This window comes from Microbacterium sp. R1 (assembly GCF_015159725.1).
In the GTDB taxonomy this organism is placed as follows: domain Bacteria; phylum Actinomycetota; class Actinomycetes; order Actinomycetales; family Microbacteriaceae; genus Microbacterium; species Microbacterium oxydans.
This window is the reverse complement of sequence record NZ_JADDUD010000001.1, coordinates 1,458,446-1,484,985: the sequence shown is the minus strand read 5'-3', so window position 1 is coordinate 1,484,985 and position 26,540 is coordinate 1,458,446. Positions and strand designations below refer to the sequence as shown.

Here is a 26,540-nt window from a genome sequence, read left to right as displayed (position 1 = left end):
GGCTGCCGGTCGGAGGGAACACGATGACGAAACGGTGGCTCACGCTGGCCGCACTCGCTCTCGCCGTTGTCGCCGGTGCGTTCAGCACCTCCGCAGCATCCGCGACCGATCCCGTCACGCTCGATGCCGGATACGTCACCGACCAGGCCGGAGTGCTCAGTGCCGACGAAGAGGCGACGGTGGAGGCCCGGCTCCAGGAGCTGACGGACAATTCGAGCGCCGATCTGTTCGTCGTGCTCGTCGACGACTTCACGAACCCATCCGACAACGTGCAGTGGGCCGACACGGTCGCGCAGAACAACAACCTCGGCACCGAACAGTACCTCCTGGCGATCGCGGTCGACGGGCGCAGCTACTACATCTCCGCTGCCCCCGACGGCCCGGTGAGCTTCGGCCAGCTCGACAGCATCGAGGACAAGATGGTCCCCTTCGCCGCGGACGGCGATTGGGTCGGCGCCATCACTCTCGCCGCCGACGAGATCCAGGGCGACGGGGGCGCCGGCGCGCTCCGCATCGGGCTGATCGTCGTCGCCGTCGTCGTCGTCGCGCTGCTCGTGTGGCTCGTCGTGGCACTGGTGCGCGGAGCCCGCCGGCGGGCGGAGATCCGCGAGCGAGGCGCCATGCCGGAGACACCGGACCCCGCCGACCCCTTCTCCACTCTCACCGACCAGCAGGTCGAGACGCAGGCAGGACTCGCGCTCGTGCAGGCGGACGATGCCATCACCTCGAGCAAGGAGGAGCTCGGCTTCGCCGTCGCGCAGTTCGGCGATGCAGCCACCGAGGAGTTCACTCGGGTCGTCGATGCGGCGAAGGCGAAGATCTCCGAGGCCTTCGATCTGAAGCAGAAACTCGACGACGAGATCGAGGATTCGATCCACGACCGCCGCGCGTGGCACATACGCATCATCCGGATCGCCGACGAGATCGACGACATCCTGGACGACAACACTGCGGCGTTCGACGAGCTCCGAAAGCTCGAGCAGAACGCCCCGCAGGAGCTCGAGCGCGTCCGCGGTGAGCGCGCGGCGCTCGACGCCGCCCTCGCCTCTGCGGAGCCTGCCCTCGACGCGCTGTCCGCGACCTATGCCCCTGCGGCTCTCGCCACAGTCGCGGACAACCCCGTGCAGGCACGCGAACGGGCCGACCTCGCGGATCGGTCGATCGAGGCGGCGGCGCAGGCCATCGCGGCCGGACGTTCAGGCGAGGCCGCGTTCGCGATCCGCACCGCCGAGCAGTCCGTCGCGCAGGCCGCCCAGCTCGTCCAGGCGGTGACGACGCTGGGAGCGGAGCTGTCGACGCTCGAAGCTCAATCTCGTGCCCTCATCGCCGAACTGCAGAGCGACCTCGCAGCCGGGCAGCAGCTGCCCGACCCCTCGGGTGCCATCGCCGCTGCGGCTTCCGCCACGGCCCAGCAGCTCGGGGCGGCGCAGACCGATCTGAGCGGTACCGCCCGCGATCCACAGCGAGTGCTCGAGGCTCTCACCGCCGCGAACACGCAGATCGACGCCGCGATCGCACAGGGCAGGGAGAGCGTCGAACGTGCCCGCCGGGTTCAGCAGCTGCTCGAGCAGACTCTCACGCAGGCGAACTCCGAGATCCGCGCGGCTCGGGACTTCATCGAGACCCGTCGAGGGACGGTGGGCTCCACCGCGCGCACCCGCCTCGCGAACGCGGAGGCGAGCCTGTCGCAGGCGCTGAATCTGTGGGCAACCGACCCGGATGCCGCGCTCGCGGAGGCGAACCGTGCGCTCGCTCTGGCGACGCAGGCCACGTCGGCCGCGCGGTCGGACGTGCAGGCGTACACCCCTTCCGGCTACGACCAGGGCGGCTTCGGCGGCCCGTTCGGCGGGTCCGGATCCTCGTCGGGCGGCTCAGGACTCGGCGGCGACATCCTCGGAGGCATCATCGGTGGGCTGCTCGCCGGCGGTGGCGGCGGCTCTTCCCGTCGAGGAAGCAGCAGCGGATGGCGCTCCTCCGGCGGCGGCTTCCGGAGCTCCGGTTTCGGAGGCGGCTCCCGCAGCAGCGGCCGCAGCGGCCGATCAGGAGGTAGACGCTTCTGATCCCCCACACAGACATCTACGACAAGCTCTCGAAGACGCCCTCTGAAAGGAACCACGCATGACCAAGCAGTCCATCTTCGGACGTATCTCGACCCTCGTCCGCGCGAACATCAACTCCTTGCTGGACTCTGCGGAAGACCCGCAGAAGATGATCGACCAGCTCGTTCGCGACTACACGAACAGCATCGCCGACGCCGAGTCCGCGATCGCCGAGACCATCGGCAACCTGCGCCTGCTCGAGCGCGACCACGAGGAAGACGTCCAGGCATCGACCGAGTGGGGCAACAAGGCTCTCGCCGCCAGCCGCAAGGCCGACGAGATGCGCGCGAGCGGCAACACGGCCGACGCGGACAAGTTCGACAACCTCGCCAAGATCGCTCTGCAGCGTCAGATCAGCGCCGAGCGCGAGGCCACCGGCGCCGAGCCGCAGATCGCGGCGCAGACCGAGATCGTGGACAAGCTCAAGAGCGGCTTGAACGGCATGAAGGACAAGCTGGTCGAGCTCAAGAACAAGCGCAGCGAACTCCTCGCCCGTGCCAAGGTCGCCGAGGCGCAGACCCGCGTCCAGGACGCCGTGGGCTCGATCAACGTGCTCGACCCCACCAGCGAGCTGGGACGGTTCGAAGACAAGGTCCGCCGCCAGGAGGCCATCGCTCAGGGCAAGATCGAGCTCGCAGCGTCGAGCCTCGACGCCCAGTTCGAGAGCCTCGAGGATCTCGGCGAGCTGACCGAGGTCGAGGCACGTCTGGCCGAGCTCAAGGCCGGCGGCGGCGCTCCCCGCCAGGCCATCGAAGGCAACTGACATCACCGGGCGGATGCCTCGGCCGCGGGCCGAGGCATCCGTCCCCCCTTCTTCGGAGGCACTCATGGTGCGATTCCTCGTCATCCCGCAGTGGCAGGGCTCGCCCGCAGCGCGCGCGATGCTCCTCACGGACGGTGCTGCAGCGATCGCCGGAGATCTCCCCCGCGCGGCGACGACCGTTCTCGACGTTCCTGTCGAAGCCGGTGAATCCCTCGGCACAGGTGTACGCCGTCTGAGCGCTCTGCTGCGCACTCGTGAACTCGTGCACGGGCACATCGACTCCGACACCGTCGTGATCGGGGGCGATTGCAGCATCACCGTCGCCGCGCTCGACGCATTGCCGGGCGGAACCGACGACCTCGCCGTGGTGTGGTGCGACGCGCATGCCGACATGCACACGCCGGACACGTCCCCTTCCGGTGCCTTCTCGGGCATGGCACTGCGGGCTGTGCTCGGCGAGGGCGAGGAGCAGCTCGTGCTCTCGCCCGCGATCCCCGCCGATCGCGTGATCACCGTGGGCATGCGGAACCTCGATGACGCGGAGGTCGAGCAGCTCGCGCCTCTGACGAATCTCTCCGTCGACGACCTCGCAGATCCCGAGGCGCTGCTCGGCGCGGTCCGCGCGACCGGGGCGTCACGGGTCTGGGTGCACATCGACGTCGACGTGCTCGATCCGTCCGACTTCGCCGGTGTCTCGTCGTCGGTGCCGTTCGGGCTGTCCCCCGCCGCGCTGAGCACCGCCATCCGCGCACTGCGCTCGGAAGTGCCGCTCGCGGGCGCGACCATCGCAGGTTTCGCACCGAGGTCACCGGCCGATGCCGTCGATGATCTCGGCGCACTGCTGCGACTGGTCGGAGCGGTGGCATGACGACGGCTCCTGACTGGCGACCCGCGGCGAGTGCCGCCCTGGCCCGGGGCCGACGTCTCGACCGCCGCATCCCCTCCTTCCTGTTGCGCTCCCCGATCAGCCGCCTGGGCTACCTGTGGGGCACCGCCGTCGGCTGGCTGTGGGGCTCGCTGTGGAGCACAGGACCCGTCGAACGGCGGGCGGGCCTATGGATCTTCCAGGGCATGCCGGCATGGACGTTCAATCGCGGCGGAGTGTGCGTCGGCGGCTGCTTCCTGACCGGAGACGTGCGACCGAGCGAGGCCGTGCTCCGTCATGAGGCTGTGCACAAGGCGCAGTGGCTCCGCTACGGGTTCCTGATGCCGATCCTGTACTTCCTCGCGGGGCGTGACCCCCTGCGCAACCGCTTCGAGATCGAGGCAGGGCTCGAAGACGGCAACTACGTTCGACGGACGCGCTGACCCTACGACGGTCTCTGCACGGACGTCTCAGGCCGCGAGTGGCCGATTCGGATCAGGCGCGCGGACGCGGAGTCACCGGTCGGCGGGCAGCAGGCCGAAACGCTCGGGGGTACGGATCAGCGTCGGCGAGACCTCGAGATGACTCGTCAGGTGCTCGACGATGTCGGCCGTGCCGAGGTAACCGCCGAGCAGCGTGACGTGGGTCTCGATCTCGTCGTCGCACATCATCTCGTCCGCCCAGGCGCAGGTCGCACGGGTGAGCGCCTGACCGGCTGCGCACGCACGGCTGCTTCCGGGAGCCCCGGAACGCTGCTCACGAGCGAGCCACGTGACCGTCATGCGACCGGGAGCCTCGATGACGCCGATGTCGGCGACCGTCGGCACCTCGATGAAGATGCGCCCGGAGGCGCACAGTGGCAGCGTCGTCAGGAACACCTCGAGCTCCGTGAGGGAGTTCTCATCAGCCGTCACCAGGTGATGGGCGCGCCGACGCGCTGCGCGACGTTCGGCGCGCGTGCCGCGGGTCTCGAGCGAGGTGTTCATGGTGTCTTCATCGTACACCAAGTGAAGGCTTGCCTAACCTGGTAGCCGCTGCGCGATGATCATGCACGCTCCGGCCGCTGCTCGCGCTCGACGAGTGCGACGGCCAGGGCGTCGAGCTCATCGTCGGTCATCCCCTGCGCGCGCAGATACCCGGCAGCCGAGCCCCATCGTTCGTCGACCTGCGCGAGCAGACGGCGCATCACGGGCGCCGGCGACTGCGTGGCCAGCGCCACCGCGTGCACAGCCTCCGGGTGCTGCGTGCGCAGGTAGTCGGCGATCCACCGGGTGCGCTGAGCCGGCAGCTGAGACTCGGTGAGCGCGTAGTCGGCTATGACGGCCTCCCGATCCGCACCGACCGCGGAGAGCGCGAGGGCGACGGTCACGCCCGTCCGGTCCTTACCCACAGTGCAGTGCACCAGCGTGCGCCCACTCGCCGCGATGATGCGGATAGCCGCGACGAGCCGCTCCCCGCTCTCTTCGAGGAGGTGGAGGTAGAGGTCGTCGAGACTGGTGTCCGCCTCGAAGAAGGAACGGACGGATCCGAGGAACAGCGGGAGGTGGGTGGTGTCCGGCCCGTCGATCTCCGTCGGCTCGGCTGCGACCTCTTCGCCGTCTCGCAGGTCGACGATGTGCGAGACGCTCTCCCGCAACGCGGCGGCGCCCGCGGTGGTCGCTCCGGAGAGCTGTCCGGAGCGCAGGAGGACGCCGGAGCGGATCCGACCGCCCTCCGCCGGCATGCCTCCCACGTCGCGGACGTTGGAGACCCCTTCGACGACGAGGATCATCATCCCGCCGCCTGCGGTCCTCGCGGGGGCACCGGGTAGCGGCCGGCGATCACGATCCTGTTGAAGGCGTTGATCGAGACGCATGCCCAGCTGAGCGCCGCGTACTCCTTCTCGGTGAAGACGCTTCCGACCTGGTCGTACACCTCGTCGGAGATCCCGTCCTCCGAGATGAACGTGAAGGCCTCGGCGAGTTCGAGAGCGGCGCGCTCCCGCTCGCTGAAGACACCGCTCTCACGCCACGTGGGGATCTGGGTCAGCGTGTCGGCGTCGACGCCCGCAGCGACCGCCCTGTCGACGTGGATCCGCGCACAGTAGGCGCAGCCGTTGAGCTGCGAGCAATGGATCATGACGAGTTCTTTGAGACGGTCGTCGATGCCGTTGGCCGCGCAGATCTGGCCCACCGTCTTCGAGAACGCGTCAAGCGCCTGGTACGCGGCCGGCTCGGTCTTGGACAGGTGCACACGCGTCTCGCTCATGACTCCATGATATTCGGCGGATGAGCGGGAAGCTCTGCCGCAGACGAACCGGAGCTTGGATCAATATGTCCATCAAACCCAGTCCTCATGCGACATAATGCGACACGTTACGAAATAATCTCTTGTCATACTGGTCCGGCATTTCCGACGCCGCTTCCCGAGGGCGCAGAATGTGGAGGTGGCGATCGACAACAGCGAGTTCAGCTATCTTCCCGCACAGGCCGAAGCGCTCGGCGTACCGGTTCCGCCGGTCACGCGCCTCACCCTCCCACTCGCCGACGGCCGCATCCTGAGCGCCCTGCGTTTCGGTAGCGAAGCACCGCGTGTGACGCTGCTCCACGGCGCCGGCCTGAACGCACACACCTGGGACAACACCGCCCTCGCCCTGCAGCAGCCGCTGCTCGCGATCGATCTCGCCGGACACGGCGACTCCTCCTGGCGGGACGACGTCGACTACACGCCGCGCACACTCGCTCGTGACGTGGCCGCAGCGCTCGACGCCTGGGTGGAAGGGCCGCAGGTCGTGGTCGGGCAGTCCCTCGGCGGACTCACCGGCGCTGCTCTGGCAGCAGCGCGACCGGATCTGGTGTCCGAGCTCATCGTGGTCGACATCACTCCCGGCATCGATGTGAGTGCCGGCCCGGCGGCGCTGCGCGAGTTCTACGCGGGCCCGACCGACTTCGCGACACGCGACGAGCTCGTCGACAAGGCGATCTCACTGGGGTTCGGGGGCTCCCGACCCGAGACAGAGCGCGGTGTCTTCCTGAACACGCGAGTGCGCGAGGACGGGCGGGTGGAGTGGAAGCACCACTTCGCACACCTCGCCGCCCAGGCACTCGCCGCCCACGACCCCGGGTCCCCGACCGCACCGTCGGTGCTGCACGAGACCGGCTGGGATGATCTGACCGCGGTCACCGTACCGGTCACCCTGGTGCGTGCCGCACGCGGATTCGTGAGTGAAGCCGACGCCGTCGAGCTCCAGCGACGCGTCCCCGCGGCTGAGGTGGTCGTGCTCGACGCCACCCACAACGTGCAGGAGACCGCGCCGGTCGCCCTCGCCGGTCTGATCGACGCCGCCGTGCCCGCCCTCGGAATATGACGTTCCGTTCCACACCCGACCCCTTCTCACATCTCTAGGCTCGATTCCACGGCACACAGCAGTTGCCGCACCGAGAGGAAACACCCATGTTCCGACGTACCCGACGTCTCGCGCTGATATCCGCCCTCGCGGCCACCGCCGTCATCCTCAGCGCCTGCTCCGGCACCACCGAGCCGGAGACCAGCAGCTCACCCGGCGCCCCCGACCCGAGCGCCACTCTCCACGTCGGCCTCGTCCTCGAGCCCACCAACCTCGACATCCGCCACACCAGCGGCGCGGCACTCGAGCAGATCCTGATCGACAACATCTACGAGGGCCTCGTCACGCGCACGCAGGACAACGAGATCGAGGGGCGTCTCGCCTCCGACTACGAGGTCTCCTCGGACGGGCTCACATATACCTTCACCCTCAACGACGGCGTGGTCTTCCACGACGGCACGCCGCTGACGTCGGCGGACGTCGTCTCCTCGTACGAGACCGTGCGCACGGACGCCACCGTGCAGGGCAACGCGGACTTCGCGTCGGTCACAGCGATCACGGCGCCGGACCCGACCACGGTTCAGATCACCCTGTCGGCTCCGAACCAGAACTTCCTCTTCGCGCTCACCGGCCCGGCCGGTCTCGTGTTCAAGACCGGCGACACCACCGATCTGAAGACCGCGGAGAACGGCACAGGTCCCTTCACGCTGACGCGTTGGAACAAGGGAAGCACCATCACCTTCGCGCGCAACGACGCCTACTGGGGGGATCCTGCCGGCGTCGCCCAGGTCGAGTTCCAGTACATCCCCGACTTCACCGCCGGCGTCAACGCCGCACTGGCCGGCGACGTCGACGTGCTCACGGCCGTCGACCCGAACCTCGCGCCTCAGCTCGAAGACTCCGGGGACTTCACCCTCACCACGGGACGCACCACCGACAAGGCCACTCTCGCGTTCAACAACAAGAAGGCGCCGCTCGACGACGTGCGGGTGCGCGAAGCCCTGCGCCGCGCCATCGACCATGAGGCTCTCATCGACGCGGTCGGCGCCGGCACGGCACTGTACGGGCCCATCCCCGAACTCGACCCGGGCTACGAGGACCTGTCCGACGTGATCTCCTACGACCCGGAGAAGGCGAAGAAGCTCCTCGCTGAGGCCGGTCAGGAGGACCTCGAGCTGACCCTCACGATCCCTTCGTTCTACGGCACGACCGTGCCCAAGGTGCTGATCTCGGACTTCAAGAAGGTCGGCGTGACGCTCGAGGTGAACTCGGTCGAGTTCCCCACCTGGCTGGAGGACGTGTACACGAACCACGACTACGACCTCAGCTTCGTGCTGCACGTCGAGCCGCGCGACTTCGGCAACTTCGCCAACCCCGACTACTACTTCGGCTACGACAACGCCGAGGTGCAGGATCTGTACACGAAGGCTCTGGCCGAGGTCGACCCCGACAAGTCCGCCGACCTGCTGGCACAGGCAGCGCGCATCGTCTCGGAAGACCACGCCGCCGATTGGCTCTACAACGGAGAGACCATCACCGCCGTGAGCCCCATCGTGTCCGGCTTCCCCGAAGACTCGATCAACTCCCGCATCAACCTCACGGGCGTCACCGTCTCCGCTGAGAAGTAGCAAGCGATCACCGCGTCGTGATCCGCTATGCGCTCGTCCGGGGAGCCCTGCTCATCGCAGGGCTCCTCGTGTCGAGCGCGCTCATCTTCCTGACGCTGCGCGTCTTCCCCGGCGACGTCGCACAGCTCATCGCCGGCACGCAGGCCTCACCCGCCGAGGTCGAAGCACTCCGCGAATCCCTCGGCCTGAATCGCCCGCTCCTCGCCCAGTACACCGACTGGATCGGGGGCATCTTCCGCGGCGATCTCGGCACATCGCTGCTGTCCGGCGCCTCCGTCGGCGAAGAGATCCTCCTCAAGGCCCAGGTCACCGTTCCGCTCGGAGCGATGTCGCTCCTGATCGCCGTCGTCATCGCTGTGCCGTTCGGGATCCTCGCCGCCCTTCTTCGCAATCGGCGCGGCGGGACGGCGCTCAGCGTCGGAGCCCAGACGCTCGCCGCCGTCCCCGTCGTCTGGGCCGGCATGATGCTGATCGTCGTGTTCTCGGTATGGCTGGGATGGCTTCCTCCCCAGGGCTTCCCCCGCACCGGCTGGTCCACACCGGGGAAGGCGATCGAGTCGCTGCTGCTCCCCGCGCTCACGATCGGGATCGTCGAGGGGGCGATGCTCATGCGGTTCGTACGCAGCGCGACCCTGCAGGCAGCGGGACAGGACTTCGTCCGCACCGCCGCCGCGAAGGGTCTCACCCGTACCCGAGCCCTCATCCAGCACGGCATCCCCGCCGTCGGCCTCTCCATCATCACCGTGCTCGGGCTCCAGGTGGCCGGCATCATCGTCGGGTCCGTCGTGATCGAACAGCTGTTCACCCTGCCGGGGATCGGCCGTATGCTCGTGGCCGATGTCGGCACGCGCGATCTGATCAAGGTGCAGAGCGAACTCCTCGTACTCACCGGATTCGTCTTGGTCGTCGGTTTCCTGGTCGACCTCCTGCACCGCGCGATCGATCCTCGTCAGCGGGAGTCCGCATGAATCCGCGCTGGCTCGCCCGCCTCTGGGACACCTCCACAGGACGCTTCGGCATCGTCGTCGTCCTGGTGATCGTCATGACCGCGCTGATCTCGCTCCTCTGGACACCGTTCGATCCGCAGGCCTCGGACATCGGCGATCGGTGGCTGCCGCCGAGCTGGCCCCACGTCCTCGGCACCGACGACACCGGACGCGACATCCTGAGTCTGCTGATGGCTGGTGCCCGCACGACGGTGTTCGTGAGCGTGGGGGCCGGCATCGTCGCCACGGCTGTGGGGATCGCCCTGGCCGCACTCGGAGCGCTCACCGCACGGTGGATGCGGGAGACCGTCGCCGTGCTCGTCGACATCCTGATCGCCTTCCCTGTGCTGTTGATCGCGATGATGATCTCCTCTGTCTGGGGCGGTTCGCTCTGGGTCGTGATCTGGGCGGTCGGCATCGGCTTCGGCGTCAACATCGCGAGGGTCACGCGTCCGGAGCTGCGCCGCGTGCAGCAGAGCGACTTCGTCCTCGCCGCCAGAGCCGCAGGACTCACCCCCGCGCAGAGCCTGGTGCGCCACCTGCTGCCGAACGTGGCACCCGTCTTCATCGTGCAGCTGTCCTGGTCGATGGCCGTCGCCGTCCTCGCGGAGGCCGGCCTGTCGTACCTGGGTTTCGGCGCCTCCGTGGTCGATCCGAGCTGGGGCCTGCTGCTCGCCGACCTCCAGCGCTACATCGGGGTGCATCCGCTGTCGGTCATCTGGCCGGGACTCGCCATCACGATCACGGTGCTCGCGCTGAACCTGCTGGGTGACGGTCTGCGCGAGGCGACGGATCCGACGCTGCGGCACCGCTCCGCCGAGATCCACACTCCGGGGGTGGTCGCATGAGCCTGTCGGTGCAGGACCTCGTGATCGAGATCGACGGTCGGCCGGTGGTCGACGGCGTCTCCTTCGAGGTCGCAGACGGAGCGAGGCTCGGGCTGATCGGGGAATCCGGCTCGGGGAAGTCGCTCACCGCCCTCGCGGTGCTGGGACTGCTCCCCGACGGTGCGACCGCCAGGGGAAGCATCCGCTGGAAAGGGATCGAACTGATCGGGATGCCGGACCGCGAGCTCGCGCGCCTCCGAGGAGACGACATCGGCATCGTGTTCCAGGAGCCCCGCACCGCGCTCAACCCGATCAGGACCGTCGGACGCCAGATCGCGGAATCGATCCGCATCCACGAAGGACTCGGACGCCGCGCGGCGCGAGAACGGGCGATCGCGGAAGCGGCTCGGGTGCGGCTGCCCGACCCGGAGTCGATCGTCGACCGCTACCCGCACCAGCTCTCCGGCGGTCAGAGGCAGCGCGTCGCGATCGCGATGGCTCTCGCCTGTCGTCCGCGTCTGCTCATCGCAGACGAGCCGACCACGGCATTGGATGTCACGATCCAGGCGGAGATCCTCTCCCTGCTGCTGACGCTCGTCGCGGACGAGGGCATGTCGCTGGTCTTCATCACCCACGATCTCGCCGTGCTCGCCCAGGTCGCGACCGAGGGTGTCGTGCTCGAACACGGCAAGGTCGTCGAAGCCGCACCGGTCTCCACCCTTCTGTCGAGTCCCGCTTCGCCGATCACGCAGGGACTGCTGCGTGATGCGACGGCCACGCTCTGGCGTCCGGACGGGGGCACCGCATGAGCCTGATCGAAGCACGAGGCCTCGGCCGGGACTTCTTCGCACCGAAGCGCTCCGCGTTCGAGCGTGCCCGAACCGTGACCGCCCTGGCCCCGACCGACCTCGACATCGTCGAGGGGTCAGCGGTCGGCATCATCGGCGAGTCGGGATCGGGCAAGTCCACCCTGGTGCGACTGCTGCTGGGACTCGACCGCCCGACATCCGGCTCCGTGACGGTCGACGGACGTGCCGTGGACGCATCCGCTCCCGCGAAGTCCCTGCACTGGCTGCGGCGGGAGACGGGATTGGTCTTCCAGGATCCCTACGCGTCCCTGGACCCGCGCATGACGGCAGGCCAGATCGTCCGCGAACCGCTGTGGGCGCTCGGCGTCGAAGGCGACCACCGCGCGCGCGTCCGCGAGGTACTGGCCCAGGTGGGCCTCGAGCCCGACATGGCAGACCGGTATCCCCACGAGTTCTCCGGCGGGCAGCGTCAACGGATCGCGCTCGCGAGGGCGATCGTCCACGGTCCGCGGGTCCTGGTCGGCGACGAACCCCTGTCCGCCCTGGACGTCACCGTGCGCGCGCAGATCCTCGAGCTGCTGATCGAGCTGCGACGCACGGGCAACCTCACACTCGTGCTCGTGTCTCACGACATCGGCGTGGTGCAGAACCTCTGCGACACGGTCGTCGTGATGAAGGACGGGCGCGTCGTCGAACGGGGCGCGACGAGCGATGTGCTCCTGCACCCCACGCAGGACTACACCAGGAGGCTGCTCGCGGCGATCCCCGTCATCCCCACCCCGCCGGGCGGTTGAGCGGACGAGGTGAACGGGGTGCGCCCCTCCGGGCATCAGCGTCGCGCGCCGAACAGCTTTCCTCGTCGCCGCCCCGTCGGCGTGAGCACACGACGCATGTACACGGTGCCGAGGTCCCTGCCGAACTTGTAGCCGACCCGCCCCATCCGTCCGGCCTCGACGAAGCCGAGCTTCTCGTGCAGTCGGATCGACGCCTCGGCGCCATGATCGCTGATGACCGCGACCATCTCGCGCAGACCGATCTGCTCGCAGGCGTCGATGAGTGCTTGCAGCAGTGCCGCGCCGAGCCCCTTGCCCCCGGCTCCCGGACCGAGGTAGATCGAGTCCTCGACCGTGTACTTGTAGGCGTTCTTCCCCGCCCAGGGCTGCGCCAGCGCGTAGCCCATCACTTCGCCGCCCGGGGACACCGCCACGAGGAACGGCAGCTGCAGCCTGGTCAGCAGCGCGTACTTCTCACGCCAGTAGGGGATGCTGCTGCGGCGCTCGTCGAGGGTCACGGCCGAGTTGCTCACGAAGTGGTTGTATATCTCACGCACGTGCGGCAGATCCGCCGGGCGGACCGGGCGGATCGCATAGGAGAAGACCTCGGGGGCCGGGGCAGGTCGGAGATGGCGCGGGAGAACGCGGCGACGGTCCCCCGGCTCGAACTGCATGCGCTCAGCTTAGGGAGAGAGGGCCTTCGCCATCCACTCGCCAGTCCACCGCCGCCGCACCCTGCTCCTCGAGAAGGGTGTTGGCACGGGAGAACGGTCGCGACCCGAAGAAGCCACGGCTGGCGGAGAGGGGCGAGGGGTGTGCGGAAGAGATCACCGGCGTCTCGCCCAGGAGAGGCTGCAGGTTCGCCGCGTCCCTGCCCCACAGGATCGCGACGAGCGGCTGATCGCGGGCGACGAGGGTGCGGATGGCCAGCTCGGTGACCTTCTCCCACCCCCAGCCTCGATGCGACGCCGCCGCGCCGGGGCGCACGGTGAGCACCCGGTTGAGCAGGAGGACGCCCTGATCGCTCCACGCGGTGAGGTCTCCGTGCGGTGCCGGTGGAATCCCGAGATCGCTCTGCCGCTCCTTGTAGATGTTCGCAAGGCTGCGGGGCAGGGGGCGCACGTCGCGATCCACGGCGAACGACAACCCGATGGGGTGCCCAGGAGTGGGGTACGGATCCTGTCCTGTGATGAGCACCCGCACGTCCGACAGGGGCCGCTGGAACGCTCGGAGCACATTCCCACCCGCCGGGAGGTAGCCGTGCCCTGCCTGCTGCTCGGCACGGAGGCGCTCACCCAGCGCGGTGATCGTGTCCTGCACCGGGGCCAGCGCCTCGGCCCATCCCTCATCGATCCGCCCCTCGGCGGCGAGCTCCGCGAGAGTCTGCGCCATCGTCAATCGGCCGATCGCACGCGCAGCGGCCCGCGGGCGAGCAGGTGCTGTGCGGACTGCGCGACCGGACGCATCGTGATCAGGTCGAGATTCACGTGGCCGGGAGACTCCAGGGCGTAGGCGATCACGTCGGCGACGTCATCGGCCACGAGCGGGGCTTCGACACCGGCGTACACCGCCTCCGCAGCCACGGGGTCACCGCCGAGCCGATTGAGCGTGAACTCCTCGGTGTGCACCATTCCCGGAGCCACCTCGACCACACGGATGGGCTCGCCGTTGAGCTCCTGCCGGAGCACCTTCACCAGCATCCCCTCCGCAGCCTTCGCCGCGTTGTAGCCCGCACCTCCGGCATACGCGGTCTGCGCGGCAGTGGACGTCACGAAGAGCGCATCCGCGTGGCCGTCCGCGGCAGCCGCTCGGCGCAGCAGCGGAAGCAGGCCCGCGACGAGACGCTGACTCGCCAGGACGTTGGCGTCGAACATCCACTGCCAGTCCTCGACGGACGCGTCCTCGATGCGATCGGTGCCACGGGCGCCACCGGCGACCTGGACGAGAGCGTGGACCGGGCCGGATCGCTCGATCTCGCCCACGAGCGCCTCGACGGCGGACGAATCGGTCAGGTCGCAGGCGATGGCCGAAGCCCCGGTCTCCGCGGCGAGCGCGGCCAGTCGATCCGCGCGGCGTGCCACACCGACGACGTCCCATCCCCTGGCACGGAGCGCACGCACCGTCGCTGCGCCGATGCCCGAACTCGCACCTGTCACCACTGCTCGTCTGTTCACCATGCCTCCACCGTACGGCGTTCTCCCCCGATTGCGAGCTCCCCCCACGGCGCTGTCGTGGAACCCTCCCGCCGCGTGATTCCGGGGCTCCCCTCTGTTACGTCACATTTCCCACCTGTTGTTGACAAGCGCCGATATTCCGTACTGTCGCTGCAACGGCATCCGCCATCCGACCTTCCGACCACTTCTGGGGGAATCACATGTCCGCACCCGAGTCCTGGCGCTTCGAGACCAAGCAGATCCACTCCGGCGCTGCCCCCGACCCGGTCACCAAGGCGCGTGCCACGCCGATCTACCAGACCACCTCGTACGTGTTCGACAGCGCCGACCACGCGGCCAACCTCTTCGCGCTGGCGGAGTTCGGCAACATCTACACCCGTATCCAGAACCCGACGCAGGACGTGCTCGAGCAGCGTCTCGCCGCGCTCGAAGGCGGCACCGGGGCGCTCGTCCTCGCGAGCGGCCAGGCGGCATCGACCTTCGCGATCCTCAACATCGCCCAGGCCGGCGACCACTTCGTGGCGTCGAGCTCGATCTACGGCGGAACCTACAACCTCTTCAAGTACACGCTGGCGAAGCTCGGCATCGAGGTCACCTTCGTCGAGAACCAGGACGACGCCGAGGAGTGGCGCCGCGCCGTCCGTCCGAACACGAAGCTGTTCTTCGCGGAGACGATCGGCAACCCGCAGATCAACATCCTCGACATCCGCACCGTCGCCGACATCGCCCACGAGAACGGCGTCCCTCTGATCGTCGACAACACGATCGCCACCCCGTACCTGATCCGCCCGTTCGAGCACGGCGCCGACATCGTCGTCCACTCGGTCACCAAGTTCCTCGGCGGCCACGGCACGACCATCGGCGGCGTCATCATCGACGGCGGCAAGTTCGAGTGGTCGAAGCACGTCGACACCTTCCCCGGCCTCACAGTGCCCGACCCGTCGTACCACGGCGCCAGCTACACGGCTGCTGTGGGCGACCCGCTCGCGTACATCATCAAGGCGCGAGTGCAGCTGCTGCGCGACCTGGGATCGGCGATCGCGCCGCAGAGCGCCTGGAACCTCATCCAGGGCGTCGAGACCCTTTCGCTGCGCATCGAGCGGCACGTGCAGAACGCGCAGGAGATCGCCGAGTGGCTCGACAGCCGCGACGACGTCGCGACCGTCAACTACTCGGGCCTGCCTTCGTCGCCGTGGTACGCCAAGGCGAACGAGTACGCCCCCAAGGGCGTCGGAGCCGTGCTGTCGTTCGAGCTGAAGGGCGGCGTCGAGGCCGGTCGCGAGTTCGTCAACAGCCTGTCGCTGTTCAGCCACCTCGCCAACATCGGCGACGTGCGCTCGCTCGTCATCCACCCGGCGTCCACCACGCACGCGCAGCTGACGCCCGAGCAGCAGCTGACCGCCGGCGTGACTCCCGGTCTGGTCCGGCTCTCCGTCGGCATCGAGAACGTCGATGACCTCAAGGCCGACCTCGAGCAGGCCCTCGCCGCAGCACGTGCCGTCTCGGAGGCCGCCCGCGCCTGATCCCCGCACCACGTCGATGCCCCGGAGCCCTGCGTTCCGGGGCATCGACGTGTGACGGCGACGGCCTCACCCGGCCGACCCACAGGCGGTTCCGTCGAGAATGGGACTCCGCCCCGAGGAGACCATGATCGACGCTCAGCACCCCCCGCACCGCACGCGGCGGTCACGGACCGTCGCCCGGTGGCTCGCCGTGACCGGTGTCCTCCTGGCACTCGTCGTCGCCTGCGGCTGGATCCCGGGGCTCGTCGGCACCGCGGTCTCGGCTGTCCTCCCGTGGCTGGGGATCATCCTCGTCGCACTGGTGCTGGTCGCCCTCCTGCGTGCGCCGCGAGTTCTCGTCCTGATCCTGGTTCCCGCACTCCTGTGGGCCCTCGCGATGATGCCGGCGTTCCCCGGCCTCCCCGGCGGGGCGGACGTGGAGTCGGCTGCCGCATCCGAGCTGACCGTCGTGAGTCAGAACGTGCGAGCGCGCTCCGGTGGAGCCGCATCCTCCGCCTCCGAGCTGGCGCAGAGCGGTGCCGACGTGATCGCCCTCGTCGAGCTCGACGGAGACAGCCTCTCCGCCGCGCAGGACACCCTCGCAGCGGAGTACCCGCACTCCTACACCGTCGGGACGGTGGGCGTCTGGAGCAGGTATCCCCTCGCTGATGCCGAGCCCCTCACACTCGGACTCAGCTGGAAGCGCGCGCTTCGCGTCGAGGTGCAGGCCCCGTCCGCTCCCGTCGCCGTCTATGTGCTGCACGCGGCATCGGTACGGCCAGGGCACCAACAGGACCGTGACACCATGCTGGGCGGCATCGCGGAAGAGGTGGCGTCCGACCCGGCGGAGTCGCTGATCGTCGTCGGCGACTTCAACGCACCGTCGACCGATCCGAGTCTGACCGCCCTGCGCGCGGAGACCGACTGGGTGCGCCCGACCGACGGAAGCCTGGGCTTCACATGGCCCACGGCCTTCCCACTCGTCCGCATCGACCAGGTGTTCGTACGCGGACTCGACGTCGTCACCTCTGGCACCATGCGCGCAGGCAACAGCGACCATCTGGCGACCGTCACCCGAGCCCGATCCGCGATCACTCCGTAACCTGCCACCGAGGGGTGCCCTGCCAGGCGAGAATGGAAGCATGGACTGGCAGACGACCTCCGAGGACACGGTGCCCTCTGCACCCGTGACGGAGGCCGATGTCAGGCTGCTCCGCGCCCGTCCGCCGGCGACCGGCGCCTGGCGGGACGGCGACCCCGTGGGGGGTCGTCGCTTCGCCGCCTTCGGACCGTTCGCGACCGAGAGCGGTGCAGAGCTCCCCGGCATCCGCATCGCCTACGAGTCCTGGGGCGAGCTGAACGCGGCACGGGACAATGCCGTCCTGGTGCTGCACGCGCTCACCGGCGACAGTCACGTGCGCGGAGCCGCGGGCGCCGGCCACCCCACCGCGGGCTGGTGGGAGGACATCACTGGTCCTGGCGCTCCGCTCGACACGGACCGCTGGTTCGTGATCGCCCCGAACATGCTGGGAGGATGCCAGGGATCGACGGGACCTGCGAGCATCGCCGCGGACGGCTACGAATGGGCGTCGCGCTTCCCCTACCTGACCATCCGCGACCAGGTCGCCGCCCAGGTGCGCCTCGCCGATGCTCTCGGCATCGACAGCTGGGCCGCGGTCATCGGCGGCTCCATGGGAGGGATGCACGCGCTGGAATGGGCGGCCACGCACCCCGAGCGTGTGCAGCGCCTCGCCGTGCTCTCCTCTCCCCCGGTGACCACCGCCGACCAGATCGCGCTCAACACCGTGCAGTTGGAGACCATCCGCATGGACCCGCGCTTCCAGGGCGGCGAGTACTACGACCTCGCGGACGGCGACGGTCCGCACCGGGGGCTCGCCCTCGCCCGACGCATGGCTCTGCTGAATTACCGCAGCCCGATCGAGCTGAATCAGCGGTTCCAGCGCTCCTGGCAGTCCGACGTGTCACCGCTCGGTCACGGCGGACGCTTCGCGGTGGAGTCGTACCTCGACTTCCATGGCAACAAGTTCACACGCCGATTCGACGCGAACAGCTACATCACCCTGGTCGAGGCCATGAACTCGCACGACGTCGGCCGCGGTCGAGGGGGCGTCGAAGAGGCGCTGCATGCCGTCACCGCGACCACGTTGGTGCTCGGGATCGACAGCGATCGGCTCTTCCCTGTCGACGGACAGCAGCGCATCGCCCGCAGCATCCCGAACGTCATCGACGACGAGGCCGTGGTCATCGCCAGCGACTTCGGACACGACGGCTTCCTCATCGAGACCGAGGCGGTCGGCTCGAATCTGCGGCGCCTGCTCGAGAGCTGACCCCTCCGCTCAGCTCGGTTCGAACCGCCAGGGCAGCGAACCCGCCTCGAGACGCCCCTGCTCCCAGGCGAAACCCCGACCGGCATCGGAGTCGAGCACCCGCGTCTGGAACAGCTGGGTCGAGCCGCCCGAGGAGAGTGCCGAGGACACATCGCCGAACGCCGAGAGTTGATGCAGTGTGATCCAGGTGGGCGGGTACAGGCTCCACGTCCCGGCCGCATGGCGCGCGAGCGCCTCAGCCGGGCGCACCCACGCGATCTCCTCGACCTCGTCGGCGGAGGGCGCGGCCTCCCCGGTCGGTGCGTGAGCGAGGAAGAACCAGGTCCGGATGCGCGTCGGTGCCTCCGGCGGCGGCTGCCACTCCGACAGCACGATGAGGTCCTCGACCGTGAGGCCGACCTCCTCGGCGGTCTCCCTGATGGCGGCGTGCCGCGCATCGTCGATGTCGCCACCCCCGCGGATGTCACCGGGCTCGACCTTGCCCCCGGGGAAGACCCACGCTCCCGCGAACGAGCCGCGATCGGGCCGCCGCATCAGGAGCACCTCGAACCCCGGATCCGACGCCCGCAGCAGGACAACGGTCCCGGCCACGGGCAGAGTCGTCTCGGGAGCACTCACCCCGTCACTCTACGGTGCGGTCGTCTACGGCGCGGTCGTCTACGGTGCGGTCGAGGTCGGTGCTGTCGATGTCGAGACGACCGATGCCGATCCGGCCGATACCGCTGTGACGAGCTCCACCGGCGCGGGACGACGCCCTTCGACGCGATAGGACAGCAGGGCGATCAGCAGACCCGCCACGGCGAGCGCGGCCCCTGTCCACGCCGGTGCCGTGAAGCCCCAGCCTGCGGCGATCACGACGCCGCCGAGGAAGGCACCCAGACTGTTGCCGATGTTGAGCGCGGAGTGGTTCATGGCTGCCGCGATCGACTGGTTGTCACCGGCCACATCCATGAGGCGGGTCTGGATCGTCGGGCTCAGCACCGACGAGACGAAACCGACCACGAGCACCACGACCGCCAGGCTGACGATCCAGAACGACAGGAAGGCGAGCAGCGCGAAGACGAGAGCCATGGCGGCGAGACCGAAGAGCAGCGTGCGACGCAGATCGATGTCGGCGAGATGACCACCGACCAGGTTTCCCGCCGTCATCCCGAGCCCCATCAGCACGAGCACGATCGGCACGACCCACTCCGGCGAACCGGACACCTCTGTCACCAGGGGCGCGATGTAGCTGTAGACGGCGAAGAACCCGCCGAACCCGATCGCGCCGACACCCAACGTGAACCACACCTGCGGGATCCGGAACACCCGCAGCTCCTGCCGCATCGTGCGCCCTGGATCCCCCGGATGCTCCGGCACGAACAGCGCGATGCAGACAGTGGCGAGCGCGAACACGATGGCGACGACGGCGAAGGCCGAGCGCCACCCCCACTGCTGTCCGAGGAAGGTGCCCAGCGGCACGCCGACGACGTTCGCGACCGTGAGGCCGGTGAGGATGAAGGCCACGCCCTTGGCACGGTTGCCCGGCCCCATCACCTCGGCCGCCACGAGTGCACCGATGCCGAAGTACGCACCGTGCGGGAGACCGGCGAGGAAGCGGGACGCGGCGACGAGCTCGAACGTGGGCAGCACCACGGTGAGGGCGTTGAACACCGTCAGCGCGAGAGCCAGCACGATCATCACCCGATGCCGTGGATATCGCGCGACGAAACCGGCGATGGTCGGGGCGCCGACCACCACACCCAGCGCGTACAGCGAGATCAGCCACCCCGCTTGGCTCAGCGCATCTTCCGGGCTGGTCGCCCAGAGCGAAGGGAGCAGGTCGGCGGCGATGTTGGGAAGCAGGCCCATGACCACGAACTCGGTCATGCCGATTCCGAAGCTGCCTATGGCGAGAGAGAGGAGCGCCCACTTCGCCGCACCCCTCGATTCAGTCGAGGGATTCACCGGAACAGCCTACCGGCCCTCGGACGCCCACCTCGTCTCCCCCTCACGATCGAGCGTCATGAACACATCCACGTCGTCCTCGGAATCGACGACGAACCCGTGGCGCTCGTAGAGGCCTCGGGCCGGGCTGCCCCTGAGCACGTTGAGGCGATACCGGCCGGCACCGTCGAGCACCGTCGTGAGCACGCGGCCCCCGACCCCGCGACCCTGGTGCGAGGGAGAGATGTAGAAGTGCTCCAGCCAGAGCGAATCGCCGTCTCGGCGGAGGGCGACAGAGCCGACGTCGACGGCATCCACGACGATGATCCGCGTCTGCGCAGGCTCGAACGCGTCGCGGAAGCGCTGCCGGACACGGACCTCGTCATAACGTCCGAGTCGCTCCAGGTCGACTCTGAGCACGTCGGCCCGGAGCTCCGCGATCCACTCGGCGTCCTCGGCGAGCGCCGGTCGAAGAGCGATCGACGTCGCCGGGACGACGTCAGCCATCCGCGCGCGCAGAGCCCGCCTCTTCCGAGCCCGCCTCTGTGAGAGCAGCCTCGAGGCGTTCGATCTTCGCGTCGAGCTCTCCGGAGTACCCGGGCCGGATATCGGCCTTCAACACGAGCGATACCCGCGATCCGAACGGCATGACGGCCTCGGTCGCACGCTTCACGACGCCCATGACGGTGTCCCAGTCCGGGCCCTCGATCTCGGTGAACATGCTGGTGGTGCGGTGCGCCAGGCCCGATTCCCGCACCACGCGCACGGCAGCGGCCACGGCGTCGTGCACCGATGCATCGGTGCGCTCGGCACCCTCGGCCGGGGTACCGCTCGGGGCGACGGAGAAGGCGATCAACATGGGTTCACTCCAGGGTTTTCGGTTGGCGGACGGGTACGCGAAGCAGAGCACGGATGCCCAGCACGAGCAGGACGATGAGAAGGACGTTCCGCACCGTGAGGACGGCGACGGAGAGGGTATCGGCTCGCAGCAGCGCGTCGTAGCCGATCGGGTAGACGAGGCAGGTGAGCAGACAGAGGGCGAGGACGACGACGGCGGGGACGCGCGCCCTGACGCGGTCGAGCACGAGCCACAGGATCATCGGCGCGATCAGCCAGGTCTGGAACTGCGGGGAGCCCACCTTGTTCGTGACGATCAGCAACGTCACGAGCGCGAGGGCGAGCGGAGGGAACAGCCGGGTGAAGCGCGCACCGCGGATCGCCTTGAGCGCGCCGACGGCTGCGACCGCGAGCACGCACACCGCCATCAGGGGCGTGAGCACGGCCGCGACGGCATCGACGCCCGGTGCCGTGATCTGGAAGGTCAGGATCTCGAAGCTGTACTCGATGCGGGCGGCCCCGGTGACGGCGAGCCACAGGAACGGCGTGGCGGCGACCGCTTCGATCTGCAGTCCCCGTCCCGTCTGCTCCGTCAGGAAGCCGAGGATCTCGGAATCCGCTCCGAGCACGAGCAGCGCTGCGACGACTCCGGCCGTGACGGCCAGCGCGGCGAACAGCACCCGCATGCGCGCCCTGAGCGCGATCACGGCGGCGAGCACGAGCGCGCCCGGCCAGATCTTGATCCAGGCGCCCACCGTGAGGAGGGCAGCACCGACGACCGGCCGACTCACGAGCCAGAGCCCGCCGATCACGGCGATCGGCACCGTGATCGCATCGATCCGATAGAGCGCGATCGGTCCGAGGAGGAGCAGCGCCGCGCACCAGAACCAGGCGGCGACGCGGCGCGGGCGCGACGGCGAGCGGCCGATCAGCACTCCGAACGCCACCGCATCGAGGATCACGACGAGGGCGGCCCACCCGATCAGGTACGCACCGGAGACCCCGAGCAGCGGCACGAGCGGCGCCGCGAGCATCTTGGCCACGAGCATCGGCACGAGCGCGAGCTGCGGGTACACCCAGGTCTCGGTGACACCGACGATCGGGCCCCCGTCGAGGGCCGACGAAGCCCAGGGTTCGTAGACGAGGACCACATCGCCCATGGGCTGACTGGGATAGACCCAGCCCGCCCATGCCGTGAGCAGGTGGGCGAGGAGGAAGGCGACCCACAGCACGGCCACCCCGGTCGGCGGGCGATTCACGCGAGGACGTCCGCGATCGCCTGCGGCAGCGCCGCAGCGACGTCCATGGCGACGATCGGATGCCCCGTCCCGCCGTCGCTCATCCCCGCGGCCACTCGGCCCGCATGTCCGTGTATCCACGCCCCGGCGGCGGCGACCTCGGCGATCGGGCTGCCCTGGTTCGCTGCGAGCACGGCACCCAGCACCCCGGCGAGCACATCCCCTGTCCCTGCGGTCGCCAGCCACCCTGTACCCGCGTCGACGGCGATGACGCCGCCGTCAGGAGACGCGATCAGCGTGCGAGCGCCCTTGAGCAGCACGGTGCCTCCGACCCGGTCCGCCGTCCTCCTGGCCGCCGACGCGCGATCCTCTTCGGACGTGGAGATGCCGAGCTGCTCCTGCAGCCGGGCGAACTCCCGCGCGTGAGGGGTCACCAGGAAAGGAGCGCGCGCCTTCCCGGCGAGATCGAGTGCGCCCGCGTCGATCACCACCGCTGCATCGCCGGCGACGATCGCCTCGAGGGCGGCCTGCTCCGCGTCGTCCCGGTCGGTGGGGTCCGTGCCGGAACCGATCACCCAGGCGTCGATCCGCGACCGGCCGACATCCGCCCCCGCCACCGTCTCCGGACGTCGGGCGAGAACAGCATCTGCCACCCGCTCCGCGCCCACGTACCGGACGAATCCGGCGCCCGTGCGCCACGCGGCCTCCACCCCGAGCACGGCGGCACCCGGATATGCGGGCGACCCGGTGCGAAGCGCCACCACACCACGGGCGTACTTGTCGTCGTCGGCTGTGGGAACACGGAACAACCGCGCCGTGTCATCTCGCGTCCACTCGCGCACCTCGACCATGACTCCACGTTAGTGCGACGGCCCTCGGGTCGCCTGCGCGGCGGTAGCGTCGAACGGTGAGTCTTCTCTTCTCCCCGCTGACCATCCGTTCCGTCACCCTGCGCAATCGCCTCTGGGTGTCGCCGATGTGCATGTACAGCGCCGTCGACGGCGTGGCGCAGGAGTGGCATCACACTCACCTCGCGCAGTTCGCCTCGGGCGGCGCCGGGCTCATCATCGCCGAGGCGACCTCGGTCGTCCCCGACGGGCGGATCTCGCCGCGCGACCTGGGGCTCTGGAACGACGAGCAGCGCGACGCGCTCGCCCCGATCGTCCAGGCGATCCACGATCGGGGCTCGCACGCGGGCATCCAACTCGCCCACGCCGGCCGCAAGGCCTCGACGTGGTGGCCGTGGGCTCCCGAACGAGGCACTGTGCCGACCGGTGAGGGTGGATGGACCACGTCCGCGCCGTCCGCCATCGCCTACGAGGGCTTCGACACCCCGATCGCCCTCGATACGGCGGGCATCGACCGCGTGGTGGAGGCCTTCGCCGATGCAGCTCATCGCGCGGTCGCCGCGGGCTTCGACGTGCTGGAGATCCACGGAGCGCATGGCTACCTCCTCCACCAGTTCCTCTCCCCACTGTCCAACCACCGTGAGGACGAATACGGTGGTTCGCTCGAGAACCGCGCTCGTCTACTGCTGCGCGTGGTCGGCGCCGTCCGCGACGCCGCCGGCGCCGACGTGCCGCTGTTCGTCCGCATCTCCGCCACCGACCACGCGGAGGGCGGGTTCACGCCGGAGGAGGCGGAGATCGTCAGTGGCTGGGCGACCCAGCACGGTGCAGACCTGATCGACGTATCGAGCGGTGGCCTCGTGGCGCATCAGCAGATCACCGTGTTCCCCGGATACCAGGTGCGTCTCGCCGAGGGCGTGCGTCAAGGCGGTCGGATCCCGGTCTCCGCGGTGGGCCTCATCACGGCGGCCTCCCACGCGGAGCAGGTGCTCGCCGATGGCGCCGCCGACGCGATCTTCGCGGGACGCGAGTGGCTGCGCGACCCGCATTTCGCCCTCCGCGCCGCGCACGAGCTCGACGCCGAGGTCGCCTGGCCGCCGCAGTACGAGCGCGCCCGTCCCCGCTGAGCCCCCGACGACGAAGGCCGCCGATCCGTGCAGGATTCGGCGGCCTTCGTCGTGCGGTGGAGGATCAGCGTCCGCGGAAGCGACGTGTCGCGTCCTGAACCTCGCCGACCAGTTCCTCCAGGATGTCCTCGAGGAACAGGACAGCGGTGGTGTTCCCCTCCGCGTCCCGCACCTTGGCCAGGTGCCGGCCCGCGCGGCGCATGACCGCGAGGGCGTCCTCGAGGTCGGTGTTCTCCTGAACGGGCACCATGTGGTGGATACGCTTGGCCGGGACCGGCTGGATCATCTTGGTCTCGGCGTCCGCTCCCTCGGACGCCCGCAGGATGTCCTTGAGATGCACGTAGCCGATCGGAACCGACTCGTCGTCGACGATCACGTAACGCGAGAACCCGTAGCGGGCGACCGCCTTCTCGATGTCGTCCGGCGTCGTCGACTGCGGAAGAGTGACCAGATCGCTCAAGGGCACAGCGACATCCCTGGCCTTCTTGTCTGTGAACTCGACGGCGGCGGCGACGGTTCCCGCCGTGTCCATGAGCACGCCCTCGCGACGCGACTGGCTGACGATGGTCGCGACCTCTTCGAGCGTGAACGTGGATGCCGCTTCATTCTTCGGCTCGACGCGGAACAGGCGCAGCACGCCGTTCGCCGCCGCGTTGAGCACCCAGATCACCGGCATGAAGACCTTCGACACCCAGACCAGCGGCGGGGCGAGGATCAGCACAGCGCGGTCCGGCACTGAGAAGGCGAGGTTCTTCGGCACCATCTCACCGAACACCACGTGCAGGAACGAGACGACCAGCAGCGCGACCGTGAACGACACGGCATCGACGGCGCCGTCCGGCCACCCCAGCGCATGCAGCGGCACCGACAGCAGGTGGTGGATGGCCGGCTCCGACACGTTGAGGATCAGCAGCGAGCAGATCGTGATGCCGAGCTGCGAGGTCGCGAGCATGAGAGTGGCATGCTCCATCGCGTACAGGGCCGTCTTCGCTGCACGCGAACCCTGATCCGCGCGCGGCTCGATCTGCGATCTTCTGGCCGAGATCACGGCGAACTCACCGCCGACGAAGAACGCGTTCGCGACCAGGAGCACGACGAGCCAGGCGAGTCCGCCCCAATCGCTCATCGGGTCACCTCCTCATCGACAGCGAGCGGTCTCGGCACGTAGCGCACCCGATCGACTCGCCGACCGTCCATGCGCACGACCTGGAGCGTGCCGGTGTCGAGCTCGACCTCGTCGCCGACCGACGGAACCCGTTCGAGCACGCTCATGACGTAGCCGCCGACGGTGTCGTAAACGTCGCCCTCCGGCACCTCAACGCCGGCGCGACGACGCAGCTCGTCCGGTCGGAGCTCCCCGGGGAACGTGATGCCCTCGCGGTTGCGGATCACTCCGGCCCTGGTGCGATCGTGCTCGTCGGCGACCTCGCCCACGAGCTCTTCGACCAGGTCTTCGAGAGTCACCAGACCGGCGGTGCCGCCGTACTCGTCGACGACGACGGCCAGTTGGTAGCCGCGTGCCCGCAGCTCGGCGATCAGGGCGTCGACGTGCACGGTCTCCGGCACCCGGAGCGGTTCCGTCGCCAGCGCGCCGGCAGGAACCTCGGTCCGACGCTCTCGAGGCACGGAGATGGCCGCCTTGAGGTGGACGACACCGGTGATGTCGTCCAGGTCGTCGTCGTACACCGGGAAACGGCTGTGCCCGGTGCGTCGGGCGAGCTGGATGACGTCGTCGGCGGAGTCGCCGGCCGCGATCGCATGCATGCTCGGACGCGCCGTCATCACATCGGCGGCGGTCAGCCGGGCGAAGGTGAGCGTGCGGTCGAGGAGCGTCGCTGTATCGGCTTCCAGCAGACCGGCGCTGGCGGAACGGCGCACGAGAGAGGAGAGCTCCTCAGCGCTCCGGGCCCCCGAGAGCTCCTCCTTCGGCTCGATGCCCATACTGCGCAGCACGCCGTTCGCGCTGCCGTTGAGCACCACGACGGCCGGCTTGAACACGGTCGTGAAGGCGATCTGGAACGGGACCACGAGCTTCGCAGTGGCCAGAGGCAGCGCGAGGGCGAAGTTCTTCGGGACGAGCTCACCGAGGATCATCGAGAGCACCGTCGCCACCAGCATCGCCACGATGGTCGCGATCGGGGTGACGGCCGCCTCGGGGATGCTCCAGGCGATGAACGTCGGACGCAGCAGATTCGACAGCGCCGGCTCCATCGTGTACCCGGTGAGCAGGGTCGTCAGCGTGATCCCGAGCTGCGCAGCGGAGAGATGGGTCGACGTGTGCTTGAGGGCGCTGATGGTGAGGGAGAGCCGCGACTCGCCTCTCGCCTGCCTGGCCTCGAGTTCCGCGCGATCGAGGTTCACCAGGGCGAACTCGCTGGCGACGAAGAGGCCGGTGCCGACCGTGAGCAGGAGCCCCACGCCCAACATGATGTAGTCCATCAGAGGTTCCTCTCCTGTGAGAGAGG

The 26,540-nt window shown here is 69.0% G+C and carries 28 protein-coding genes; 14 read left to right on the top strand and 14 right to left on the bottom strand.

The features are described 5' to 3' along the window. Positions 1-23: 23 nt before the first annotated feature. From ILP86_RS07355 to ILP86_RS07340, 4 genes are all read left to right on the top strand, one after another. Positions 24-2,060 (top strand): TPM domain-containing protein, encoded by a 2,037-nt coding sequence (locus tag ILP86_RS07355; RefSeq protein ID WP_193761690.1) that lies wholly within the window; start codon positions 24-26, stop codon positions 2,058-2,060. A gap of 58 nt (positions 2,061-2,118) precedes the next feature. Next, on the top strand, positions 2,119-2,862 hold the full coding sequence (locus ILP86_RS07350) for a PspA/IM30 family protein (protein ID WP_046749449.1): 744 nt from the start codon (positions 2,119-2,121) through the stop codon (positions 2,860-2,862). Between the two features lie 64 nt (positions 2,863-2,926). Beyond that, a complete protein-coding gene (locus ILP86_RS07345) occupies positions 2,927-3,730 on the top strand; it encodes an arginase family protein (RefSeq protein WP_046749450.1) in 804 nt (267 codons plus the stop codon). Continuing rightward, entirely contained in the window at positions 3,727-4,170 is a 444-nt protein-coding gene (locus ILP86_RS07340; protein WP_058631339.1) for a hypothetical protein, read from the top strand. Before ILP86_RS07345 ends, ILP86_RS07340 begins: the two co-directional genes overlap by 4 nt. Positions 4,171-4,242: 72 nt before the next feature. Here ILP86_RS07340 and ILP86_RS07335 read toward each other — a convergent pair whose 3' ends face one another. Genes ILP86_RS07335 through ILP86_RS07325 form a run of 3 tightly spaced genes read right to left on the bottom strand, consistent with a single transcriptional unit; the run spans position 4,243 to position 5,974 of the window. Beyond that, on the bottom strand, positions 4,243-4,713 hold the full coding sequence (locus ILP86_RS07335) for an SIP domain-containing protein (protein ID WP_046749452.1): 471 nt from the start codon (positions 4,711-4,713) through the stop codon (positions 4,243-4,245). A 59-nt stretch (positions 4,714-4,772) separates the two neighbouring features. Then, entirely contained in the window at positions 4,773-5,501 is a 729-nt protein-coding gene (locus ILP86_RS07330; RefSeq protein WP_179515936.1) for a tyrosine-protein phosphatase, read from the bottom strand. Next, positions 5,498-5,974, bottom strand: coding sequence for a carboxymuconolactone decarboxylase family protein (locus ILP86_RS07325; RefSeq protein WP_046749454.1), 477 nt, complete (start codon positions 5,972-5,974; stop codon positions 5,498-5,500). Before ILP86_RS07325 ends, ILP86_RS07330 begins: the two co-directional genes overlap by 4 nt. A 172-nt stretch (positions 5,975-6,146) precedes the next feature. Between ILP86_RS07325 and ILP86_RS07320 the strand changes: the two genes are divergently transcribed. From ILP86_RS07320 to ILP86_RS07295, 6 genes are all read left to right on the top strand, one after another. Then, positions 6,147-7,073: an alpha/beta fold hydrolase gene (locus tag ILP86_RS07320; protein WP_113681579.1), complete on the top strand. Its 927-nt coding sequence runs from the start codon at positions 6,147-6,149 to the stop codon at positions 7,071-7,073. An 86-nt stretch (positions 7,074-7,159) separates the two neighbouring features. Continuing rightward, positions 7,160-8,680: an ABC transporter substrate-binding protein gene (locus tag ILP86_RS07315; protein WP_193761689.1), complete on the top strand. Its 1,521-nt coding sequence runs from the start codon at positions 7,160-7,162 to the stop codon at positions 8,678-8,680. Between the two features lie 17 nt (positions 8,681-8,697). Beyond that, on the top strand, positions 8,698-9,648 hold the full coding sequence (locus ILP86_RS07310) for an ABC transporter permease (RefSeq protein ID WP_061017277.1): 951 nt from the start codon (positions 8,698-8,700) through the stop codon (positions 9,646-9,648). Then, the gene (locus ILP86_RS07305; RefSeq protein WP_061017279.1) at positions 9,645-10,514 is read left to right on the top strand and encodes an ABC transporter permease; all 870 of its coding nucleotides are present in this window, start codon (positions 9,645-9,647) and stop codon (positions 10,512-10,514) included. Before ILP86_RS07310 ends, ILP86_RS07305 begins: the two co-directional genes overlap by 4 nt. Next, entirely contained in the window at positions 10,511-11,302 is a 792-nt protein-coding gene (locus tag ILP86_RS07300) for an ABC transporter ATP-binding protein (protein ID WP_113681583.1), read from the top strand. Before ILP86_RS07305 ends, ILP86_RS07300 begins: the two co-directional genes overlap by 4 nt. Next, positions 11,299-12,096 (top strand): ABC transporter ATP-binding protein, encoded by a 798-nt coding sequence (locus tag ILP86_RS07295; RefSeq protein WP_061017283.1) that lies wholly within the window; start codon positions 11,299-11,301, stop codon positions 12,094-12,096. Before ILP86_RS07300 ends, ILP86_RS07295 begins: the two co-directional genes overlap by 4 nt. A 35-nt stretch (positions 12,097-12,131) precedes the next feature. On the opposite strand, the gene ILP86_RS07290 is transcribed toward ILP86_RS07295, so the two are convergent. The 3 genes from ILP86_RS07290 to ILP86_RS07280 are packed head-to-tail and all read right to left on the bottom strand — an operon-like array spanning position 12,132 to position 14,252. Further along, entirely contained in the window at positions 12,132-12,749 is a 618-nt protein-coding gene (locus tag ILP86_RS07290) for a GNAT family N-acetyltransferase (protein WP_046749461.1), read from the bottom strand. Between the two features lie 4 nt (positions 12,750-12,753). Further along, positions 12,754-13,467, bottom strand: a complete 714-nt coding sequence (locus tag ILP86_RS07285) for a uracil-DNA glycosylase (RefSeq protein WP_046749462.1) — start codon at positions 13,465-13,467, stop codon at positions 12,754-12,756. 2 nt (positions 13,468-13,469) lie between these two features. Then, positions 13,470-14,252 (bottom strand): SDR family oxidoreductase, encoded by a 783-nt coding sequence (locus ILP86_RS07280; protein ID WP_174799784.1) that lies wholly within the window; start codon positions 14,250-14,252, stop codon positions 13,470-13,472. 197 nt (positions 14,253-14,449) lie between these two features. Between ILP86_RS07280 and ILP86_RS07275 the strand changes: the two genes are divergently transcribed. The 3 genes from ILP86_RS07275 (at position 14,450) to ILP86_RS07265 (ending at position 18,099) form a co-directional block, all read left to right on the top strand. Continuing rightward, complete coding sequence (locus ILP86_RS07275) at positions 14,450-15,772, top strand: bifunctional o-acetylhomoserine/o-acetylserine sulfhydrylase (protein WP_046749463.1); 1,323 nt, start codon at positions 14,450-14,452, stop codon at positions 15,770-15,772. A 124-nt stretch (positions 15,773-15,896) separates the two neighbouring features. Then, positions 15,897-16,853 (top strand): endonuclease/exonuclease/phosphatase family protein, encoded by a 957-nt coding sequence (locus ILP86_RS07270; RefSeq protein ID WP_193761688.1) that lies wholly within the window; start codon positions 15,897-15,899, stop codon positions 16,851-16,853. Between the two features lie 40 nt (positions 16,854-16,893). Next, positions 16,894-18,099 carry a homoserine O-acetyltransferase gene (locus tag ILP86_RS07265; protein WP_113681586.1) on the top strand — a complete coding sequence of 402 codons (1,206 nt, stop codon included), beginning with the start codon at positions 16,894-16,896 and terminating at the stop codon, positions 18,097-18,099. Between the two features lie 9 nt (positions 18,100-18,108). On the opposite strand, the gene ILP86_RS07260 is transcribed toward ILP86_RS07265, so the two are convergent. The 6 genes from ILP86_RS07260 to ILP86_RS07235 are packed head-to-tail and all read right to left on the bottom strand — an operon-like array spanning position 18,109 to position 22,951. Further along, positions 18,109-18,717 carry an NUDIX hydrolase gene (locus ILP86_RS07260; RefSeq protein ID WP_193761687.1) on the bottom strand — a complete coding sequence of 203 codons (609 nt, stop codon included), beginning with the start codon at positions 18,715-18,717 and terminating at the stop codon, positions 18,109-18,111. A gap of 39 nt (positions 18,718-18,756) precedes the next feature. After that, the gene (locus ILP86_RS07255) at positions 18,757-20,046 is read right to left on the bottom strand and encodes an MFS transporter (protein ID WP_058631349.1); all 1,290 of its coding nucleotides are present in this window, start codon (positions 20,044-20,046) and stop codon (positions 18,757-18,759) included. Positions 20,047-20,055: 9 nt separating this feature from the next. Continuing rightward, entirely contained in the window at positions 20,056-20,532 is a 477-nt protein-coding gene (locus ILP86_RS07250) for a GNAT family N-acetyltransferase (protein WP_193761686.1), read from the bottom strand. Beyond that, a complete protein-coding gene (locus ILP86_RS07245; protein ID WP_061017298.1) occupies positions 20,525-20,884 on the bottom strand; it encodes a thiamine-binding protein in 360 nt (119 codons plus the stop codon). Before ILP86_RS07245 ends, ILP86_RS07250 begins: the two co-directional genes overlap by 8 nt. A 4-nt stretch (positions 20,885-20,888) precedes the next feature. Further along, a complete protein-coding gene (locus ILP86_RS07240; protein WP_230977869.1) occupies positions 20,889-22,121 on the bottom strand; it encodes a hypothetical protein in 1,233 nt (410 codons plus the stop codon). Next, positions 22,118-22,951 (bottom strand): NAD(P)H-hydrate dehydratase, encoded by an 834-nt coding sequence (locus ILP86_RS07235; RefSeq protein WP_193761685.1) that lies wholly within the window; start codon positions 22,949-22,951, stop codon positions 22,118-22,120. The genes ILP86_RS07240 and ILP86_RS07235 overlap by 4 nt, the downstream gene beginning before the upstream one ends. A gap of 56 nt (positions 22,952-23,007) precedes the next feature. Between ILP86_RS07235 and ILP86_RS07230 the strand changes: the two genes are divergently transcribed. Next, the gene (locus tag ILP86_RS07230) at positions 23,008-24,075 is read left to right on the top strand and encodes an NADH:flavin oxidoreductase/NADH oxidase (protein WP_193761684.1); all 1,068 of its coding nucleotides are present in this window, start codon (positions 23,008-23,010) and stop codon (positions 24,073-24,075) included. Positions 24,076-24,139: 64 nt separating this feature from the next. On the opposite strand, the gene ILP86_RS07225 is transcribed toward ILP86_RS07230, so the two are convergent. After that, a complete protein-coding gene (locus ILP86_RS07225; RefSeq protein ID WP_046749470.1) occupies positions 24,140-25,201 on the bottom strand; it encodes a hemolysin family protein in 1,062 nt (353 codons plus the stop codon). After that, positions 25,198-26,514, bottom strand: coding sequence for a hemolysin family protein (locus ILP86_RS07220; RefSeq protein ID WP_058631355.1), 1,317 nt, complete (start codon positions 26,512-26,514; stop codon positions 25,198-25,200). Before ILP86_RS07220 ends, ILP86_RS07225 begins: the two co-directional genes overlap by 4 nt. Positions 26,515-26,540: the final 26 nt, after the last annotated feature.

What these genes read in the sequence shown, in the direction of transcription:
- ILP86_RS07330 (WP_179515936.1), bottom strand. Translation starts at nt 5,501, where the DNA reads ATGATGATCCTCGTCGTCGAAGGGGTCTCCAACGTCCGCGACGTGGGA.
- ILP86_RS07275 (WP_046749463.1), top strand. Translation starts at nt 14,450, where the DNA reads ATGTCCGCACCCGAGTCCTGGCGCTTCGAGACCAAGCAGATCCACTCC.
- ILP86_RS07290 (WP_046749461.1), bottom strand. Translation starts at nt 12,749, where the DNA reads ATGCAGTTCGAGCCGGGGGACCGTCGCCGCGTTCTCCCGCGCCATCTC.
- ILP86_RS07305 (WP_061017279.1), top strand. Translation starts at nt 9,645, where the DNA reads ATGAATCCGCGCTGGCTCGCCCGCCTCTGGGACACCTCCACAGGACGC.
- ILP86_RS07355 (WP_193761690.1), top strand. Translation starts at nt 24, where the DNA reads ATGACGAAACGGTGGCTCACGCTGGCCGCACTCGCTCTCGCCGTTGTC.
- ILP86_RS07350 (WP_046749449.1), top strand. Translation starts at nt 2,119, where the DNA reads ATGACCAAGCAGTCCATCTTCGGACGTATCTCGACCCTCGTCCGCGCG.
- ILP86_RS07340 (WP_058631339.1), top strand. Translation starts at nt 3,727, where the DNA reads ATGACGACGGCTCCTGACTGGCGACCCGCGGCGAGTGCCGCCCTGGCC.
- ILP86_RS07220 (WP_058631355.1), bottom strand. Translation starts at nt 26,514, where the DNA reads ATGGACTACATCATGTTGGGCGTGGGGCTCCTGCTCACGGTCGGCACC.
- ILP86_RS07345 (WP_046749450.1), top strand. Translation starts at nt 2,927, where the DNA reads ATGGTGCGATTCCTCGTCATCCCGCAGTGGCAGGGCTCGCCCGCAGCG.
- ILP86_RS07280 (WP_174799784.1), bottom strand. Translation starts at nt 14,252, where the DNA reads ATGGTGAACAGACGAGCAGTGGTGACAGGTGCGAGTTCGGGCATCGGC.
- ILP86_RS07250 (WP_193761686.1), bottom strand. Translation starts at nt 20,532, where the DNA reads ATGGCTGACGTCGTCCCGGCGACGTCGATCGCTCTTCGACCGGCGCTC.
- ILP86_RS07270 (WP_193761688.1), top strand. Translation starts at nt 15,897, where the DNA reads ATGATCGACGCTCAGCACCCCCCGCACCGCACGCGGCGGTCACGGACC.
- ILP86_RS07325 (WP_046749454.1), bottom strand. Translation starts at nt 5,974, where the DNA reads ATGAGCGAGACGCGTGTGCACCTGTCCAAGACCGAGCCGGCCGCGTAC.
- ILP86_RS07335 (WP_046749452.1), bottom strand. Translation starts at nt 4,713, where the DNA reads ATGAACACCTCGCTCGAGACCCGCGGCACGCGCGCCGAACGTCGCGCA.
- ILP86_RS07295 (WP_061017283.1), top strand. Translation starts at nt 11,299, where the DNA reads ATGAGCCTGATCGAAGCACGAGGCCTCGGCCGGGACTTCTTCGCACCG.
- ILP86_RS07265 (WP_113681586.1), top strand. Translation starts at nt 16,894, where the DNA reads ATGGACTGGCAGACGACCTCCGAGGACACGGTGCCCTCTGCACCCGTG.
- ILP86_RS07315 (WP_193761689.1), top strand. Translation starts at nt 7,160, where the DNA reads ATGTTCCGACGTACCCGACGTCTCGCGCTGATATCCGCCCTCGCGGCC.
- ILP86_RS07235 (WP_193761685.1), bottom strand. Translation starts at nt 22,951, where the DNA reads ATGGTCGAGGTGCGCGAGTGGACGCGAGATGACACGGCGCGGTTGTTC.
- ILP86_RS07225 (WP_046749470.1), bottom strand. Translation starts at nt 25,201, where the DNA reads ATGAGCGATTGGGGCGGACTCGCCTGGCTCGTCGTGCTCCTGGTCGCG.
- ILP86_RS07285 (WP_046749462.1), bottom strand. Translation starts at nt 13,467, where the DNA reads ATGGCGCAGACTCTCGCGGAGCTCGCCGCCGAGGGGCGGATCGATGAG.
- ILP86_RS07245 (WP_061017298.1), bottom strand. Translation starts at nt 20,884, where the DNA reads ATGTTGATCGCCTTCTCCGTCGCCCCGAGCGGTACCCCGGCCGAGGGT.
- ILP86_RS07300 (WP_113681583.1), top strand. Translation starts at nt 10,511, where the DNA reads ATGAGCCTGTCGGTGCAGGACCTCGTGATCGAGATCGACGGTCGGCCG.